The following is an 18,708-nucleotide window of genomic DNA, read 5'->3' on the forward strand; positions in this document are numbered from 1 at the left end:
ACGCACCTATTCCAGGCGCGTTTTAACGGTCGTCTAACATCAATCGTTTAGCATGCCTTGTTAGCCTCTCTGTGCTAAGTTAAAGACTTTCGCTATCTTCATATCACGTATGAGAGATAGCTGAGATTAATTTTAGAATATTATCACTTATATTTCAATTGATTTCTATTAAAAAGTGAAAAAAGATTTATTTTTCAACTTTCCTATCTATTTTTAAAGGATTTGCTTTGTTTTATCTCTGTCGCATCTTGATAAGCTTTTTTTAATTGTTTTCCAATTTCTTTAATGTCACGTTGTTGCACAGCTTGTAAACTAGCTTGTTGCAAGGATGGCCATTCCCCTTCTAAAATATGGTTAATTGCCGTATAAAATTCTTCCTGATTACTCGCTTTATAAAGGTGACTACCATCTTGATAATCTGAGTATATAGGGATGTCACGAATAAGACAGGTCTTCCCCATCGCCATCGCCTCTAAAAGGACAATGCCTTCTGTCTCCTCATAAGTAGGGAAGAAAAATAAATCGGTCCCGGCATAAGCTTCCTTTAAGTAATCGGCTGGAACATAACCCGCGAAGGTTAAATTCGGTAACTCTGTTTTTACAGCCTGTCTAATTTCTCTTGGTACTTTTTTTAAATCGAGATAACCAAACCAGATAAACTGATAGTCGGGCATTCGTTTGGCTAAGGCGACAAAATCAAGGATGCCCTTCCGTTTAATGTAAAGTCCTACTGACATAATTATTTTATCAGTCGATGAAAAGCCATAGCGGTCTCGAAATCGCTGGTTCATCTCATTTGTTGATTGATAAAAACTAAGGTCAATCCCGTTGGAGATGGGATAGATCGGAGATTTGACGCCTTCTTTTTCTAAGAGTTGTTTAGCATAAGGTGTTGGTGTTATAACAATGTCACCCAAGTTATAACACCTGATAATCCATTCCCTAAATAACGATGATAATACATTAGAAAATAAAAAAGAATTTTTAAAATCTTCTTCTGTTGAATGCGCATGGTAAACAACTGCTATCCCTTTTTTATTCATCCGCTTGGCAAGTAAGATTGATTTGAAAAAATAAGTATTAATGTGAACACAATCAAAAGAATCATTAGGATCAGTCGTATAAGCCACTTGATTCATTGCTAGTGCTTTTTTTTGATGGCTAATCGCTCTTCCCAGGCCTGACTTTTCAATCCATTTCATTGCTTCTGAATATAACAGTATCTTCATCTTAACCACCTCTGATTCATTGTCAACCTAGCCTCTTATTCGTTGAACAAGTCTTGCAATAACAATAGCATAATACATGATAAAACCAATTATAAAGGCAATCTTTAACCACACTGAAAATACTTTATTTGATTTAACTGTTTTTTTAGAAAAATCAAAATAAAGTGTGATCAATAATCCTAAAGCAAAAACAAGAAGGATATAATGTGGTAAGAGACTGTATGTTAACAAGCGTACACTCAGTAGGTGAATCCCTAACAAGAGTATCGGCATAGTTACATCTGTCACAGATAATTTAAATGTTTTATAGTGTAAAAAAGGTTTGTAAAACAGGGAGATGATGATAATTTCTAAAAGCGGGAAAAGATATAAAAATACTTCAAACAAATCAATGGGTTGCAAGCCATCACGTCCTTTCGTTCATTTATTTTAACCGATACCGTTATTATAAGCTAGGTTTAAGCTGAAAGCTTAATGAAATGACGTAACAGCAATTTTTGGTAACAAAAAAACCGAGGATATACTATCACTCGGTTGAATCGTTTTGGAATTATGCTTCGTTTGATACAACTTCTTTGCCGTCATAGTGACCGCATGAAGCACAAACGTGGTGGCTCTTTTTAAGTTCACCACAATTTGGACAAGCATTCAATCCTGGTACTTCTAATTTAAAATGAGTACGTCTTTTAGCTTTACGTGCTTTTGATGTTCTTCTTTTAGGTACTGCCATTTCCTTACACCTCCCCATAATGTTGCTGCTTTAGCAGCAGGTAGAACTTTATCTTTCGTTTTCTTCGTCTTCCAGAAGAGCCTTTAAATCTGCTAAACGCGGATCGACTTGATCTTCTTTTTCTTGCGCCCGTTTTTGCTGGTAATCATCTTCAGACACAACTGACCAATTAGCGCCTTTCGGCATCTCTTCAGAGCTAAGCTCTTCTTCAGTGAAAACTTGAACAGGAATATTCAACAGAATCATATCTTCTATTGCCGGTGTCAAATCAACTTCATTATTCTCAATTGGAATAATCACATCGACTGACTCTTCTGAAACGTCATATGACGATTCATCTTCCACGTAAGTCTCAAAAATTGGCACAGTTACTTTCAATTCTACCGGCTCCAATGAACGTGACGAAGGCAGGGTGATCGTATAATCGATCTGGAAATTGGCAAGTACTGATCGATTTTCATATAATAGAAAACCAGTTGCTTTAATATCTGAAACTGCCAGGATTTCTCTATCCCTTTTCATCAGTGACGCTTCACAATTGACTGTTTCCTCAAATTGTAGTGGTTCACCACGATGTTCTTGGATTTCTTTTAAGGTCCACTTCATTTCCTTCACCCCTAAAATAACAAATTGAATTATACTAGTGAAAAAATTGTTTGTCAATGGCTTTTACTTTACAAGCTATAGAAAAGTTTCTCATTTAACTCTTAATAACAATTGGTGCGCGCGTATAATTTTGTTCAGATTGTTTTAACTCCAAGCCGAATTGATAAATTTGATCGGCTTGAATCTCTTTTTCATAATAGCTATGATTTTTTTGAGACACATTTGTCAAAATCAGACTATTGGTTGTTTTTTTTATCGCTTTTAAATGGCGACGCCCTTTTTCTGTAAAACCTAGTACACGGATGAGTGGTGGTTGCGAAAAAAAACTCGCAACCGTTTCTTTTCGAATATCGAGTAAAACATACACCGCCAGTCGTTGTAGTCTAACCCAAGTCCAACGTTTATTTTTTACTAGATTGATAAATAAATCAAAAGAATCTGCTTGAGCGGCATATTTTTTTAAGCGATGCTCAATTCCCTCTTCCATTTGATAAATCAAACGTAACTCTTCTGGACTAAGAAGCAACAAACGATAGCGTAATAATGGCCAGAAGTGTACCCAACTGGCAGCTGGACTATGAGCAACGGAACTCTCATCCTTTAGCGGCATCCATTGTTTGGCTTCAGCAAACTTTCTGCTATGAATTAATTGACGAATAGCTGTCCCGCTAGCAAATTGTTGTTCTCGATCAAGCTCCCCTTGATGACCAGCACCCATGCGTTCCACAAGATAGGCTTCAATGGGTCTAGTTGCCCTCAGATTTGCTTTCAAGTAGGCTAAACCTAATTGGCTGTTTGCTTTCCAAAACGTCTCTGGTAGGCTACTAGGGCCTAAGACAGCTTGAATCGCATCAGTCATTTGGCTCGCATATGTCCGTCCATCGTTTCGAACACGTTGAAAAACATGGTTAATAGCGGCTTCTTGTTGAATCAACTGGTCAGCTAACTGAATTAATCGTTCACCATCAGCCGTCTCTGCTCCAAATGAAAAGCTGTCACAACCAAGCGCATCAAGCAGACGAATGCCCGCCTCCGCAAATAAATCTGATGATTGAACACTTCCTAAAACCGACTGTTCAACAACTAAATCGGCACCATTTTCTAGTGCTGCCTTAGCTCGCTCCCACTTATCAAAAATGGCTGGTTCACCTCTTTGAGTGAAATTACCACTCATCGCAATAATCATCACATCCGCTTGAGATTGCTTGCGCGCCTGTTCGATCTGATAAGCATGCCCATAATGAAAAGGATTATATTCCGCTATAATGCCACAACTTTTCATTTCATTCATCCTAACGCATTTACTATTTTTTCGCTGCGAAGAACCAGCGCGTTGTTGTTTCATCAACAGGTGATTCCCCAAAATCAGCTGTTAGTTCTACTGAAGAAAATCCAGCTTCTTTTAATAGTCGTTGATAGGTTTCAAGCGGGAATGAACGCTCTTGATGAATTTCCTGCAGTCGATCGAAACGACCATCTTCATTTTCCACAAAGAAAGTCAACACATGCTCGACCGAATGATCATAATCACCGATGAAACTCTCCCACAAAAAGACCTCTGACTCTTCCTGATAGATATACTGATACCCTGGAAAAACGTGGTCCATTTGAAAAAGCGAATGGACATCAAATAAAAATGTCCCACCTTCACTCAAGTTACGATGAACCCCTTCAAAAACGTGCAAGAGGTCTGATTCTTGGTGCAAATAACATAACGAATCAGAAAAACAAGTCACCATATCGAAAGCTTGAATGTCTGGTAATTCCCTCATGTCACCTTCTATAAGTTGTATCTCTTGATCAGCTTCCTCTATCCGATCTTGAGCAAGTGACAACATATCAGCAGACAAATCATAGCCTGTCACATCATGACCCGCCTCAGCCAATTTAAGCGCAATAATCCCTGTTCCACAAGCCAACTCTAAAATGGCTAGCTGTTCTTTAGATTGATGGTAGCGTTGACGGTAACCTTCCACAAACGACAACCATTGATCGTAGACGGTTTGATCCATTACCATATCATAAAAATGTGAAAAAATGTGATAGCTCATTACTTACTAATCATAGCGCTGATATCAACCATCGGCGCATCACTCCATAGTTTTTCCAAATTGTAATATGACCGCTCACCGGAACTAAAGACATGGACAACCACATCTGCCAAATCTAATAATACCCAGTTTCCTGAGTCTTTTCCTTCTTGGTTTTTAATCTCGATTTTATTTTTGTGGGCTTCATCGACAATGCCATCAATAATCGCACCCATTTGACGCTCGTTACGACCGTTCATAATCACAAAGTAGTCGCCTAAAGTGGTTAATCCACGTACATCCAAAACGGTAATATCTTCTGCTAGTTTATCATCTGCTGCTTTCACAACGACGTCTAAGATTTGTTCACTGTTCAACATATGTTTCCTCCTATTTTCCCATCCATTTATTATAGACATGGAACGTTTCTGGGTAAATCACAATTTCTTTTTTTATCAAGTACAGTAGTGTTTGTTTGATTTTATAAACAACTGCTGATTCTAACGTTTGATCAGCCAGTCGTCTTGCTTCCTCTACACCTGGAAACTGGCGACCTGGTTCAATATAATCTGCTATAAAAACAATCTGACTCACTAATGGCATCATTTGGCCGCCAATGGTATGTTGGGCTATAGCATCCAAAATTGATTGGTCCTGAATACCAAATAGTGTTTGGGCATAATAAGCTGCTGCAGGCCCATGCCAAATTTGACTTCCGAAGTCTAATAGCTCGGGAGGCAAATGGCCTTGATCAACTAAGACTTCAATGTCTGCTCTCGGAATATCTTTGGCGTAATCATGTAAAATGCTCGCAAGGCTAGCGGCTTCAGTTTCTGCGCTATAGTGATCAGCTAATCTGATAGCTGTTTCTTCTACTCTTAAAATATGCTCGTAACGAGCTTCAGTAACACGACTCTTAACTGCCTCTAAAATGGCATCGCGTGTCCAAGTCGTATAACGGTTTGAATACAGTAGCTTAGTCATTGACATATAGCCCCTCTTCCCTAATATAACGCTCTACACTCTCAGGAACAATATACCTTAGCGGACGGCCACAGTTAACCATCGTTCTAATCCTAGTAGAACTAATATCCACTAAAGGAGAATCCACCCAAATAATCGGATAAGGGCTCGTATCTGGATAACCAGGGCGAACAACCCCAACAAAATGAACGAGCGTCATAAGCTCATCAATTCGTTCCCACTTTGGTAAATAGGCAACCATATCGCCACCAATAATAAAATAGTAGTCTGTATCAGGGTTTTTCTCAATTAGTTCCTTCATCGTATCAATGGTGTAGCTTTTACCGCCGCGCTTTAATTCTACATCTTCTAATGCAAACAAATCATTATCCGCAATCGCACGCTTAACCATTTCTTCTCTATGCTTGCCGTCAATAAAAGGCTTCTCGTCAATGTGAGGCGGTTCCGCATCTGGCATAAAGTAAACCTTTTCCAAAGCCAACTGCTGCCCAACTTGCTGAGCAATGATCAAATGACCTAAATGTGGTGGATTAAATGTCCCACCAATAATGCCTACACGCTTGCGCTCTGTAGTCACCTCTTGTGGCTCAACACTCGTCTTTTCCACTACAATAAATTCTGGTATCTGAACATCAAACAACTTGACCATGACTGAAAATTCCACCTTTCTAGAATACGATTCGCTTATATTTTCTTAACTAAAAGAGATAAACGTTGGTTCTTCTCTTTTGATGATTCACGGAAAAAAATAATTGTTTTACCAATTTGTTGAACGACAACTGCGCCAACACGTTCTGCCACTTCAAATGCGACGTCAGCAGCTACCTCATCAGTATTTTGAAGCAAGCTCACTTTAATTAATTCTCTTTTTTCTAAGGCTTCATCAATCTGTCTAACAATTTCATCAGACAAACCACCCTTACCAATTTGGAAAATCGCTTGTAAGTGATGTGCTTCTTTCTTTAAAAATTGTTTTTGTTTTCCTCTTAATTCCATAATAAACCTCTTCCTTAAATAATCTGCTCTCTAATAACAACGTCTACGCCTTCCGGCACCCAAGCTGCCACTTTACCCGGTTTTTGAACGGCTACCCATCCTAAACCAGAAAAGACAATATCTGACGGTTCTTTAACTTGGAATTCTTTACGAACCAACTTCGGAAAATCACCAATGTTAGCTTCATTAGGCGGCTGCAACACCCCACCCTTATGCTTATCGTAGAAGTCAGTGGCTTTTTCAAGCTTAGTCCGATGAATCTTCAAATCATTAGCAAAATAACAGGTAAATGAAGAGCGTTCGCCCTCAACAAAATCAAATCGTGCCACCGCACCCATAAAGAGTGTTTGTGCTGGATTCAATTGGAAAGTGACAGGTTTCATTTCCTTTTGTGGAGACACAATCGTTAAATCTTCTGCCGTTAACACATGAGCCATTTGGTGGCGGTGAATAATTCCCGGCGTATCGATTAATGATGCACCATCATCTAAAGGAATCTTAATTAAATCAAGTGTTGTTCCAGGGAAGCGTGATGTTGTAATCACATCTTCTTTACTTCCGGTAGCAGCTTTAATAATTTGATTCATAATAGTTGATTTACCTACGTTAGTTACACCAACCACATAAACGTCACGACCTTGACGGTTTTCTTCAATAATTTCTAACAAACGATCAATTTGATTAGCCGTCTTACCACTCACAAGTGCCACATCAAACGGACGAAGCCCAACTTGGTGCGCTTGTTGTAACATCCAATGTTTCACACGAGAATGCTTCACTGATTTTGGTAAAACATCTACCTTGTTGCCAACCATCAAGACAGGATTAGATCCTACAAAACGGTGTAAGCCTGGAATCATGCTGCCGTACATATCAAAAATATCCACTACGTTCACAACTAAGGCATTTTTCTCACCAATTTGGTTTAGCATCTCCAAGAACTCATCGTCTGTAGCAGAAACCTTTTCCAATTGGTTATAATGACGCAAACGGAAACAGCGTTGGCAATATAATTCGCCACTTTCAAGTCCTTTTTTCAAGGCACTCATCGGCGTATAACCACGTTCCGTTTTATGGTCTGTTTGAATCTGTGAACCACAGCCAATACAAAACAGTTCTTCTTGTTCTAATTCTTCTATTTCTTCCCTAGTCAAGTCGTTTCCTCCATTTCATATCTGGGTCGTCTTTTAGTAATTTTTTCATAATAATCCGTTCGAAGAAGCGATTAATACGTGTATTCCAAGCATCCGAATTCAAAATCGGTATCACCAAAATCGTTTTCAGTCCTAAACGATTAGCACCGAAAATATCTGTAATCAATTGGTCTCCAACCATCACACATTGGTCCATTGGCACACCAGCTTGTTCTATTGCTTGACGGTATCCTTTCTTTAAAGGCTTAAGTGCTCGCGGAATATAGTGAAGCTTTAAATGCTCTGCTACCTTTTGAACACGGTCTCCCTTGTTGTTTGAAACAATCGTAACGTGAATATTATTTTCTTTCATTTCTTCAATCCATGCTAGTAACTCTTCTGTACCATTTGGATTATTCCACGCAATCAGTGTGTTGTCTAAATCACAAAAGACTGCCTTGATATTGTGTTTTTCTAATTGATCAGCTGAAATTTGATAGACACTTTCTACCATCCACACAGGCTTAAATTTATTAAACATATTGACTCCTTCTCATAAAAAGAAGAGGCTAGGATAAGAAATAAACACAGCGTTACTATAACGCATTCTTTTAGTGCCAATCCAACCTCACGCTCTATTTTTTTAATGATTATGAACACATTATTTTACCTTAATTATATAAGAATAGCAAAGAAATACAAGAAAAGCCTGTTTCTTCTGAGTAGTCGCTCATAAAAATAAAAAAGGACTGATATCCTATCGCTAATGTGAGATACAGCCTCCAAAAAAGTGCTGTATCTTACAGTTAACTGCCCAAATGTAAGATACAGCTTCAATCCAATAGTCTGTATCTTACATTTCTAGCATCGAGTGTACGATACAGCCTGTTTTAAAAAGCTGTATCGTACACTTACGGATAGAAAAAGAGATTAAGCACACAGCTTAATCTCTTTTGGTCTAACTATTCGATTCGAGATCCTTCTTTGTCTATTGTCGTTAAGAAAACGTGGCAATCAGGAAATTCATCTTTAATGCGTTCTTGAATTGTTTCGGCAAGTATTGGCTTGGCCAGCGTCATAATCGTTGTGCCAGCACCACTTAAGTAAACACCGTATGCCCCTTCTTGATTTGCTAGTTGGCGAATCTGATTGAGCTCGGGAATCAAAGTTTGGCGGTAAGGTTCGTGAAAGACATCCTTCTCCATCAAGCGAGCAGCTGTTTCAATGTCCCCTTGGTAAAGTGCAGCTACCATAACATTGGCAACGGCACTACCTTCAACGGCATCTTTTAAAGAGAGACTTTCTGGCATGACTGCTCGACTAGCCGATGTCAAGAGTTCTCGTTCTGGCACCGTTACAATCAATGCACAGTCAGGAAAATCAGTTGTTTTCCAGATGACTTCTTGATTAATCATCGTTCCAATCGCTAAATCACCTGTAATTGCTGGCATAACATTATCTGGATGGCCTTCAATGCGACTAGCTATTTGAATTTTCTCATCAGTTGTCAATTGTAAGTCTGCCAAATGATTAGCTAATTCGATTCCGGCTACAATCGCTGCCGAACTGCTACCTAGTCCTCTTGCTGGTGGAATAGCTGATGTCATTTTCAACCGCTGCGGTGTTAATGGTGTAGCTGATGTTAGTATGGCAGTTTGAATAATAAGGTTTTGATCATCGGACGGGATAGCTTCCCCCATCTCATGGTCAATGAACCACTCTTCAGAAGGTCCTAAAATTTCCAACTCCAAATAAACAGCTACAGCCATTCCAATCGAATCAAATCCCGGTCCTAAATTCGCTGATGTAGCAGGCACTTTAATGACAGTCATAAAGAAACTCCTTTGTATAATTAAATAGATTGATAAACAGCTTCAAATACAAGCTGATGGTCCTTTTCAAGTTGATCTTTTATTGCTTCCAATTCTTGTTTGCTTACTTGCGAAGCATGGATATAATCTTTACCATCTGCGCCATCTAATTGTGTGAGTTGTGGATGAGTAATAGTTAAACCTTGATTCTCAACTTGTTTAAAACGCAATAAGACATCTGTATAAGTCGGATTAGCTTGTCCTAAGACCACATCTGATGTAATCGTTGGTAAACCTTTGCCTGTACGATCTTCTTTAATATTTTTTGCAACTTGTAAGATATCAGCAACCACACTATTTGCAGTTGGCATACGACCTGCTCCCGGTCCATACATCATCGTTTCACCGACAGCTTCTCCCGTCACATAAACGGCATTGTTTTCATTTTTAACATGCGCTAGTGGATGGTCAAGTGGAACTAACATCGGTGCTACTTCAACATTAAGATGGCCGTCAACGACTTTTGAGCTACCGATTAGTTTAATCGTATAGCCGAGTGCTTTTGCACGCTCAAAATCAGCTAAATCAAGAGCAGAAATACCCGTTGTTGGCAGCTGCTCCATTGTAATGGTTTTGCCGAACGCTAACTTAGTTAAAATAACTACCTTACGTGCTGCATCCAACCCTTCAACGTCTCCTGTTGGATCACTCTCTGCAAAACCTAATTGTTGAGCCAAAGCCAATGCATCTGCGTAGCTATAATGTTCTTCTTGCATTTTTGTCAGCATAAAGTTGGTTGTTCCATTAACAATCCCCAGCACTTCTTGCAAATTATCACCAATGTAACTCTCGTTAAGGGCGCGCAAAATCGGAATACCACCTGCCACACTCGCTTCGAAGTAAAGGTCTTTACCCACTTTTTCAGCTAGCGCATAAAGTTCTTCACCATGAACAGCCAATAAATCTTTATTTGCTGTTACAACGTTTTTTCCACTATTAAGAGCTTTAGTAATAAAGTTTCTTGCAACATCAACTGTTCCCATTACTTCAACAACAATTGAAATGCTGTCATCTTGAGCAATCTCCTCAAATTGGTCCGTCAAGGGAATCCCAGCTGCTAGCGCTTCAGGAAAAGCTGCCGTATCATGAACAAGAATTTTACTAACTTCAATATTTATTTGTGTTAGCGATGCATATTTCTCTTGATTGTTTTTCAAAATATCATAGACACCGTAACCAACTGTTCCAAATCCTAATAACCCTATTTTCACTGTTTCCTTCACTGTCGTCTCCCCTATCCCTAATCTATTATTCCCCAGTATACTTAATATTTTTAAATTTCTCTACCCAAAAGTTAAAAATAAATTAGAAACCTTCAATGATAACGCATACATTATAAATAGAAGAAAAAAATCCCGCAAAAGTCAGAATGACTCAGCGGGATTTTTAGTAGACATCATTTTATTTTAGTCTTGTAGTAACTCAAAGATTTCAATTGCTACTAAATCTAAATCATCAAATTGATAAGTTTGATTACTTGCGTGCTCTTCTAACTCAAATGTTTCAGCATCTCGGTTATATTTAACAACGCATCGCTCGTTTCCATCTTTTTCAAAACGGCGAACTTCGATTTCTCCGTTGTCTTCCATCATCACTTCTAGTCGTCGGATGATTGCAGATAATTGTGAAGGTTTCATAGTTTTTCCCCTTTCCAGACTGACTTCTTATCTATTCTAGCATTATTTCGTTTTCATCGCATCAAATTATGCGTAATTTTAGAATTTTATTATCAGTCTGAGGATTTCCTTTACTCTCCCCACCAAAGTTTAATCAAAGCCTGCGTGCCATCATTTTCAATGCCCTTATCTGCTAATTTTTCATAGAGATCTTTAGCTAAAGTTGTGCTTGGTAAATCAATCCCCATTTTATCTGCTTCATCCAAGGCAATCTTCAAATCTTTAATAAAGTGTTTAACAAAGAACCCTGGCGTAAAATCTTTTTTCAAGATACGTGGTGAATAGTTACTCAACGACCAGTTTCCCGCACTACCAGCCCCAACTTGTTCGATTACTTTTTCAATATCCAAGCCTGCTGCTTTAGCATAAACCATTAATTCAGTCATTCCTGTCATTGTTCCAGCAATCATAATTTGATTAGCCATTTTCGTATGTTGGCCACTTCCGGCTACTCCTTGCAACATGACTTTACTTGAGAAGGTATTTAAAATTGCTTCTGCTGCATCAAATGTTGCTTGATCGCCACCGACCATGGTTGTTAATGTTCCATTTTTAGCACCCATGTCTCCACCTGAAACTGGTGCATCAAGCGCTAGTACGCCTTTTTCTTTAGCAGCTTCATAAATTTTAACCGCTAATGATGGTGTACTTGTTGTCATATCAATCACAATATCGCCTGCTTTAGCAACATTCAGAATACCAGTTTCACCAAAATAAGTTTCTTCCACATCGGTTGGGTAACCCACAATTGTAATAATGACATCAGACTGTTTTGTTACTTCTGCCGGTGTATCTTGCCAAATAGCACCTTCTTCAACTAAGGCATCTGCTTTATGTTTTGTACGGTTATAGACATTGACTTGATAACCTGCTTTTAAAAGGTGTCTCACCATCGAAGACCCCATTACACCCGTTCCAATAAATCCAATTGTCTTTGTCATATCCATTCCTCCAATAATCAGTTCTTATCAATTAGTATAGCATTGAACCTCCTAAAAAGTTAACTGTCATGCCAAACAGTCTGTTTAAAGGAGGTTCAAAATTATAGAAATTAGTTTAATTCTTATTTAAAAATGTTTTTAAGTTTTTCTGTTTAACGCCGTTAACTCCCCATACAATAGAAATGATAAGCATGATACAGACTAGTAGGATGATAGAAATCATATTTATTGATTCAAAAATATTGTCAAACAGCATAAACCTTGGTGTTTGACTAAAGTAAAGTAAATTAGAAAAATAGGCGACTATGATGGAAATAAGGAAATAGCCACTAAATAATATGACGTTTTCTAGTGAAATGATCATAAATATATCTTTTTTTCTATACCCAATACTATAGAGTATTGCCAACTCCTTACTACGATTGTAAATATATCCTTTATTTAAAAAGGATATTAAAATACCTGCTACAACAGCAATGATCGTAGATCCTATGACAAGTATATTTACTAGTGATCTATAAATAGTTGAAAGTTCTCCTCTTTTTAAATCATATTGTGAAACGCGTTTATAAGAAGGATAGATTGCTTGTAATTCTTTATTAACGTATTCAATGTTTTGAGAGCTATCGACTTTGACTATCATGGTCATTAAGCCTGTCCCTACAGCAGTCTGATAGTCTTGATAGGTCTTAATCAGTTGTTGATTGAATGTTTCTGTTTGCGGATTTTCTGACAGAACTCGTCTATAGAATTCATACGATTCCTCTGTCCGATATATTTGAGATGCATCTTCCAAAAAATAACCGGTATAAATTGGATACTGACTCTCTACAACATTTCTAAAATTTGTATTATAAACACCGCTAATCTGATAGCTATATTGCTCTATTTCATTTTGAGCGTTTCTAACTTCTAAATTAATTGACTCTCCTACTACTTTACTGAAGTCTTCATTATTAAATGCTAGTAGCGAATAGACATCTGGAATTGCTAGTTCATTACTATTGTCTTTAGGAAAATCACCTGAAATAAAGGTAACATTATCTTTATTATAATCATGAGCTATGTTAAAAGGTACATGATTTTTAACAAAGTTGAATCCTATATTTTCTACTGGTGACACAATGCCAACATATTTTTTCACTGAATCTGTGAAGTCTATCTGAGAAAAGGTTTGGTTAAATGTATTAAAATTAAAATCATAGTTCGATTGAATATCCTCCGACACTAGAATGACTTCCTTTACGTAATCAATATCATTTACACGTTGAACATCTGCAGTTGAAAAACCAATACGCTCACCATCAAAAGAACTTAATATACCCTTATCATTATACGTTTCTACTGTATCTGAGTTTAGTTTTTGCGTATCCAAAACAATCATATTATCTCCGATTCCAGCAAATATTTTCTGAAAAGACAACGTTGAATTAGAACGGTATGCAGAAAAAGCTAAGATGAACATCGTCATAATCATAATTGTTGGGATGGCTGTTAAAAATATTTTCTTCCAAGTCCGTTTCAAATTATTGGTTGTATACTCCCAGACATGATTGCTAGCTTTAGCGTCCTTTAAATTAGTTATTTTACTCTCTTTTTGGGATTTTTTTGTTGAATTTTCATGTTTAGTCTTTATTAAGGTGATTTTTTTATGCTGAAGTTTGTATACAACGTCAGCAGCCTCAGCTAAGGCCTCATCGTGAGTTATAACAACGATTAAAATCCCTTTTTCCTTTAATTTATCTAAGTAAGTCATTATCTTATCTGTTGTCATTCCATCTAGATTGCCTGTCGGTTCGTCCATAAGCAAAATTTGTGGTTCTGTAATAACCGCCCTTGCAATGGCAACTCTTTGTTTTTGGCCCCCACTTAATTCAGATATTAAGTGGTCTTTAACGTCATAGATATCTAAATCTTTGAACACCAAATTGATTTTTTCTTCAGAAAACTGTCCTGAAAGATAAATATTTTCATAGGCAGTAAAGTTTTCCAATAATTTATAATCTTGAAAAACCATTCTCATATCATGTGACCTTATTGAAGCCCACTCATTATTTGAAATAGTAGAAGATTGTTTTTCAAACAACTTAAATTCCCCTGTATAGTCATTATCTAGTCCGAAAATAATATTAAATAATGTTGTTTTTCCACTACCGCTTTCTCCTATAAGCACATGAATTTTAGAAGAATCATCTAAGCTCATTGTAACATCTTCCAATATTAGTTCGCCGTCATACCTCTTTCAGAGATTATTGATTTCAAGCATTTATACTCCTCCAAAAAAAGAGCCAATGTGTTGACTCTTTTTAGAATTAAAAACTTATATATCGAACCATGGCGTATGATAGTACCTAGCTGAAACTAATACTTGTCCTTGTCTATCTAATAGCGGTTGCCCCCAAAAACTTGTAGAAGCGCTCTGATTTGGAGCTAAAAGAACATTTTTATTTCCAATAAACTGATTTCCTGCGCGAATAACTCTTAAAGAAAAATAACCACTTTCATTTTGAGCATTTGCTGTACCAATACTTGAAACTCCATTAGCATCCCACTGCCAACTTGAGTTCCAAGTGCCTTGTGCTGCTTGTACACTAGGTAAAGAGAGACTAAAGATAACTAATAGTCCCAAAATCATTAAAGATAGTTTTTTCTTCATATTTTTCCACTTCCTCTCAATATATTAATATAAATATTTCACTCAGATACTTTCAAAAACTTACAATTTACTTGGCTTCTTCAAGTTCTTTAATTTCAGAATACTTTGTTATATCATAATAGTTCTCTCTAGGGTTATCTGTTGGCTTTACTTCAATACCCTCGCCACTAACGATATAATATTTTTCAGGTTCGATTTCCTCATCACTTATTAATATATTCGAAATATTTTCACTCACTTCATTTTTTCTGACAATAGCCTTTGTCTTTGTAATGTAAATATATACTGAATTCCCGACTTGAATTGCCCCGTAGTTAGCAACTCTTTCGAATCGAGATAAATCTGCGATTCCAACAATATACAGTTGTCCGTCTTGATTCACCATAGTAATATCATTTAAATCCGTAACATCTATAAACTCCCTAGTCTTATCTTGATAGATTTTCCAACTAAAAAAGCCACCAATTAATACAACAAGCACTAAGATACTCAATAAGATACTTTTTTTATATTTCATATTACTTATCCTTTCTCATCCGAGGATGTTTGTCATAAAAATAAAATACTTTTTTATTCTATGATTATATTTAATATAACACAGAATAGTTAATTTCTAACCAAATAGTCATATATGACTATTTGGTTAGAAATTAACTAAAAAGCGCACCCTATTGGGTAAATTGAATAAGAGAATCTATATAATTATTTGTAGTTAACTATACAAGCTAACATCAAAAAAGCCGTGTAAATGTATATAACATCTACACGGCTTTTTACCAATCTTTTATTATGATTTCAGTCTTGAGTAATACTTCAATAAGGACATTGGCTCGTCTTCGGTTTCAAAATAATAATTTTCAATGACATGTTTATAATAGCTAATGACTTTTTTTCCGAAGGTTTCTGAAGATAATTCTTTGATCAATTCTTGTCGCTGGTCTACCCACTCTTGATTTATTTCAGCCTGTTTTTGTTCGATCACATGGTTAACAGCAGCTGGCAGTTCATGATCATCCTTGTAAAGTGATCCTAGCGTCGGATTTTTAATAATACCCTTTAGGTAATCATTTTCCTTCGCTACGACTGGACAATCGTTCATAATGCTCTCTAAATAAGTGAGTCCCTGTGTTTCACTTGCAGACGCACTCACATAAACATCTGCCATTTGATAGCATTCATAAACAGATTCGTTGTTCACTTCGCCTACAAATGTCACAACTTCCTCTAACCCTTTTTCTGCCACTAATTCTTCTAGTGATTGTCGCGCAGGACCATCGCCAACAAATATTAATTTGGCATTTGATTGGCCTTCTAAAATACTTGGGAAAGCGATAATCATTTTATCAAGGTCTTTTTCAAAAGCTAACCGTGATAAGGATAATAAAACAATATCCTCTTCATTTAAGCTTAGCTTTTGTCTTAATTCTTTCTTTATAGAGGGATTTTTTTCTACTCGTGTCACGCCAGTTGGAATCACTCTTATTTCTTTAGAGACATGATACGAACGTAAGGTATCCTTCATGAGTTGGCTAGGAACAATCACGCCTTTTGTTCGGTTACAGAACGCACGCGAGACTATTTTAACATCTCTTACCTTAATAATTTTACCATTGGCAATGTAATGCAAATATTTTTCATACATCGTATGGTAAGTGTGAATGGTCGGTATTTTTAACATATAGGCAACAAATTTCCCAGTCAATCCTAAACTAAATTCAGTATGGGTATGCACAATATCGATCCGTTGTTTTTTCGCTTCTTTTAAAGCCTTAGAAAAACCTTTTATGGCAATTCTTCGGTCCTTAAATGAGAAAAATGGAATACTTTTCAGTCGAACAATACCGTCTTCGCTATCAGGAGCGTTGGGATCTGTTGTTGTAAAGATAATCACATCATGCCCCTGTGCTTCAAGTTCATCTTTCAGAACTTTGATCGAAGTCGATACTCCACTAATTTGTGGGAAATATGAGTCCGTAAACATTCCTACTCGCATGTTTTCACCCTCTATCACTCCAGTAAGTTTTTTTATAAATTAAGTATATAGGAACCCATTCAAAAAAAACACTAGACTTTAGTCCAATAATCAAAAAAGGAGCTAGACAATTACGTCCAGCCTCCACCCTTTTTAACTTAATGATTCTGTTAGTTCTTCAACTAGCGCAATAACTTCTTCAACAGTTGAACACTCATTAATTGCTTTGTGAGCAAGAGCTTCCATTTCTTTTGAATCTAGTTTAGCTAGTAAGCTTCTTGTTTTTAGGATACTTGATGCACTCATTGAGAATTCATCTAAGCCTAGTCCTAATAACAATGGTACTGCTGTTTGGTCTCCGGCCATCTCGCCACACATACCAACCCACTTACCTTCAGCATGAGCTGAATCGATAACGTGTTTCAATAGTGTTAAGATAGCTGGGTTATATGGTTGATATAAGTATGATACGCGTTCGTTCATACGGTCTGCAGCCATTGTGTATTGGATTAAATCGTTAGTACCAACACTGAAGAAGTCAACTTCCTTAGCGAATTGGTGCGCCAATACAGCAGCAGCTGGAATTTCAATCATAATCCCTACTTCGATTTCATCAGATACTGATTGACCTTCAGCAACTAATTTAGCTTTTTCTTCTTCCAACATTTGTTTTGCTTCTCTAAATTCATTTAAAGTTGCAATCATTGGGAACATAATACGAAGTTTACCATATACAGACGCACGTAATAACGCACGTAATTGCGTACGGAACATATCAGGTTCTGCTAAACAGATACGGATTGCACGGTAACCTAAGAATGGGTTCATCTCTTCAGGCAATTGAAGATATGGTAATTCCTTGTCACCACCGATATCCATTGTACGAACAACAACAGCCTTGCCATTCATACCTTCGAGAACGGCTTTGTAAGCTTCGAATTGTTCTTGTTCAGTTGGAAACTGCTCTGAATCCATGTATAAAAATTCAGTACGGTATAAACCAATTGCTTCTGCACCGTTATCATTAACACCTTGTAAATCTTTAGGTGTACCAATGTTTGCGGCTAGTTCAACATGCTTACCATCTTTTGTGACAGTTTTAGCATCTTTTAGTTTAGCCCATTCTACTTTTTGCGTTTCAAAAGCTGTTTGTTTTTCTTTGTATTCTGCTAACGTTGCTTCATCTGGATTAACAATAATGTTCCCATCTAATCCATCGATGATTACCATTACGCCATCAGCAGCTAACTCTGTAATCGTTTTTGTTCCAACGACAGCTGGTATTTCCAACGAACGAGCCATGATAGCTGAGTGAGATGTACGTCCACCAATATCGGTTACAAAACCTTTGACATATCGACGGTTTAATTGTGCTGTATCACTTGGTGTTAAGTCTTTTGCAACAATAACAACTTCTTCTTTAATTGTTGCTGGGCTAGGAATTTTAACCCCTAATAAATGCCCCATAACACGTTCAGTTACGTCGCGAATATCAGCTGCGCGTTCTTGCATATATGGGTTATCAACCATACCTTCGAACATAGCGATAAACAGTCCTGATACATCTGCTAATGCTTGTTCAGCATTTACTTTGTTATCAGTAATATTTGATTTGATTGTATCTAACATTTCTGGATCCGAAAGAACCATCACATGTGCATCAAACACTTGTGCTTCTTCTTCACCTACTGCAATAGCAACATGATCACGGATTGCCTGAACTTCACGCTTCGCATTCTCAAAAGAATCCAGAAGTCGAGTAATTTCGCCTTCTGGATTATCTATTGTTTTTTTAGCAAAGGTTAAATCAGGTTCCGTTAATAGATAGGCTTTACCGATTGCGATACCATCGCTAGCAGCAATACCCATTAAACGGTTTTCCAT

At 37.1% G+C, this 18,708-nt stretch carries 21 protein-coding genes; all 21 read right to left on the bottom strand.

Annotated elements, in window-relative coordinates; translation table 11 throughout:
- Positions 1-203: 203 nt before the first annotated feature.
- The gene (locus BW721_RS05050) at positions 204-1,229 is read right to left on the bottom strand and encodes a glycosyltransferase (RefSeq protein ID WP_076766730.1); all 1,026 of its coding nucleotides are present in this window, start codon (positions 1,227-1,229) and stop codon (positions 204-206) included.
- A 27-nt stretch (positions 1,230-1,256) separates the two neighbouring features.
- A complete protein-coding gene (locus BW721_RS05055; RefSeq protein ID WP_076766732.1) occupies positions 1,257-1,631 on the bottom strand; it encodes a DUF3397 family protein in 375 nt (124 codons plus the stop codon).
- 148 nt (positions 1,632-1,779) lie between these two features.
- Positions 1,780-1,959, bottom strand: coding sequence for a 50S ribosomal protein L32 (gene rpmF / locus BW721_RS05060; RefSeq protein WP_076766734.1), 180 nt, complete (start codon positions 1,957-1,959; stop codon positions 1,780-1,782).
- Between the two features lie 48 nt (positions 1,960-2,007).
- Positions 2,008-2,565, bottom strand: coding sequence for a YceD family protein (locus BW721_RS05065; RefSeq protein ID WP_076766738.1), 558 nt, complete (start codon positions 2,563-2,565; stop codon positions 2,008-2,010).
- Positions 2,566-2,659: 94 nt separating this feature from the next.
- The gene (locus tag BW721_RS05070) at positions 2,660-3,847 is read right to left on the bottom strand and encodes a nucleotidyltransferase (protein WP_076766740.1); all 1,188 of its coding nucleotides are present in this window, start codon (positions 3,845-3,847) and stop codon (positions 2,660-2,662) included.
- A 22-nt stretch (positions 3,848-3,869) separates the two neighbouring features.
- A complete protein-coding gene (locus tag BW721_RS05075; RefSeq protein WP_076766742.1) occupies positions 3,870-4,616 on the bottom strand; it encodes a class I SAM-dependent DNA methyltransferase in 747 nt (248 codons plus the stop codon).
- Complete coding sequence (rsfS, locus tag BW721_RS05080) at positions 4,616-4,975, bottom strand: ribosome silencing factor (protein WP_076766744.1); 360 nt, start codon at positions 4,973-4,975, stop codon at positions 4,616-4,618. Before rsfS ends, BW721_RS05075 begins: the two co-directional genes overlap by 1 nt.
- A gap of 10 nt (positions 4,976-4,985) precedes the next feature.
- Entirely contained in the window at positions 4,986-5,579 is a 594-nt protein-coding gene (gene yqeK, locus BW721_RS05085) for a bis(5'-nucleosyl)-tetraphosphatase (symmetrical) YqeK (RefSeq protein WP_198031406.1), read from the bottom strand.
- The gene (locus BW721_RS05090; RefSeq protein ID WP_442905241.1) at positions 5,572-6,219 is read right to left on the bottom strand and encodes a nicotinate-nucleotide adenylyltransferase; all 648 of its coding nucleotides are present in this window, start codon (positions 6,217-6,219) and stop codon (positions 5,572-5,574) included. The genes yqeK and BW721_RS05090 overlap by 8 nt, the downstream gene beginning before the upstream one ends.
- A 44-nt stretch (positions 6,220-6,263) precedes the next feature.
- Positions 6,264-6,575, bottom strand: coding sequence for a ribosome assembly RNA-binding protein YhbY (gene yhbY, locus BW721_RS05095; protein ID WP_076766752.1), 312 nt, complete (start codon positions 6,573-6,575; stop codon positions 6,264-6,266).
- A gap of 14 nt (positions 6,576-6,589) precedes the next feature.
- Complete coding sequence (yqeH, locus tag BW721_RS05100; protein ID WP_232222946.1) at positions 6,590-7,729, bottom strand: ribosome biogenesis GTPase YqeH; 1,140 nt, start codon at positions 7,727-7,729, stop codon at positions 6,590-6,592.
- Entirely contained in the window at positions 7,722-8,249 is a 528-nt protein-coding gene (locus BW721_RS05105) for a YqeG family HAD IIIA-type phosphatase (RefSeq protein WP_076766754.1), read from the bottom strand. Before BW721_RS05105 ends, yqeH begins: the two co-directional genes overlap by 8 nt.
- Before the next feature lie 421 nt (positions 8,250-8,670).
- A complete protein-coding gene (thrB, locus tag BW721_RS05110) occupies positions 8,671-9,540 on the bottom strand; it encodes a homoserine kinase (RefSeq protein WP_076766756.1) in 870 nt (289 codons plus the stop codon).
- 20 nt (positions 9,541-9,560) lie between these two features.
- Entirely contained in the window at positions 9,561-10,802 is a 1,242-nt protein-coding gene (locus BW721_RS05115; RefSeq protein WP_076766758.1) for a homoserine dehydrogenase, read from the bottom strand.
- Positions 10,803-10,985: 183 nt separating this feature from the next.
- Positions 10,986-11,216, bottom strand: coding sequence for a YkuJ family protein (locus tag BW721_RS05120; RefSeq protein ID WP_076766760.1), 231 nt, complete (start codon positions 11,214-11,216; stop codon positions 10,986-10,988).
- 110 nt (positions 11,217-11,326) lie between these two features.
- On the bottom strand, positions 11,327-12,196 hold the full coding sequence (locus BW721_RS05125; RefSeq protein ID WP_076766762.1) for an NAD(P)-dependent oxidoreductase: 870 nt from the start codon (positions 12,194-12,196) through the stop codon (positions 11,327-11,329).
- A gap of 115 nt (positions 12,197-12,311) precedes the next feature.
- A complete protein-coding gene (locus BW721_RS05130; protein ID WP_076766764.1) occupies positions 12,312-14,399 on the bottom strand; it encodes an ATP-binding cassette domain-containing protein in 2,088 nt (695 codons plus the stop codon).
- Between the two features lie 117 nt (positions 14,400-14,516).
- The gene (locus tag BW721_RS05135; RefSeq protein WP_076766766.1) at positions 14,517-14,852 is read right to left on the bottom strand and encodes a hypothetical protein; all 336 of its coding nucleotides are present in this window, start codon (positions 14,850-14,852) and stop codon (positions 14,517-14,519) included.
- A 67-nt stretch (positions 14,853-14,919) separates the two neighbouring features.
- Positions 14,920-15,369, bottom strand: coding sequence for a hypothetical protein (locus BW721_RS05140; RefSeq protein ID WP_076766769.1), 450 nt, complete (start codon positions 15,367-15,369; stop codon positions 14,920-14,922).
- Positions 15,370-15,639: 270 nt separating this feature from the next.
- Positions 15,640-16,845 carry a glycosyltransferase family 4 protein gene (locus BW721_RS05145; RefSeq protein WP_076766771.1) on the bottom strand — a complete coding sequence of 402 codons (1,206 nt, stop codon included), beginning with the start codon at positions 16,843-16,845 and terminating at the stop codon, positions 15,640-15,642.
- Positions 16,846-16,977: 132 nt separating this feature from the next.
- A complete protein-coding gene (gene ptsP, locus BW721_RS05150; RefSeq protein ID WP_076766773.1) occupies positions 16,978-18,708 on the bottom strand; it encodes a phosphoenolpyruvate--protein phosphotransferase in 1,731 nt (576 codons plus the stop codon).

The sequence above is a fragment of the Jeotgalibaca sp. PTS2502 genome, assembly GCF_001975685.1.
GTDB classification, from domain to species: domain Bacteria; phylum Bacillota; class Bacilli; order Lactobacillales; family Aerococcaceae; genus Jeotgalibaca; species Jeotgalibaca arthritidis.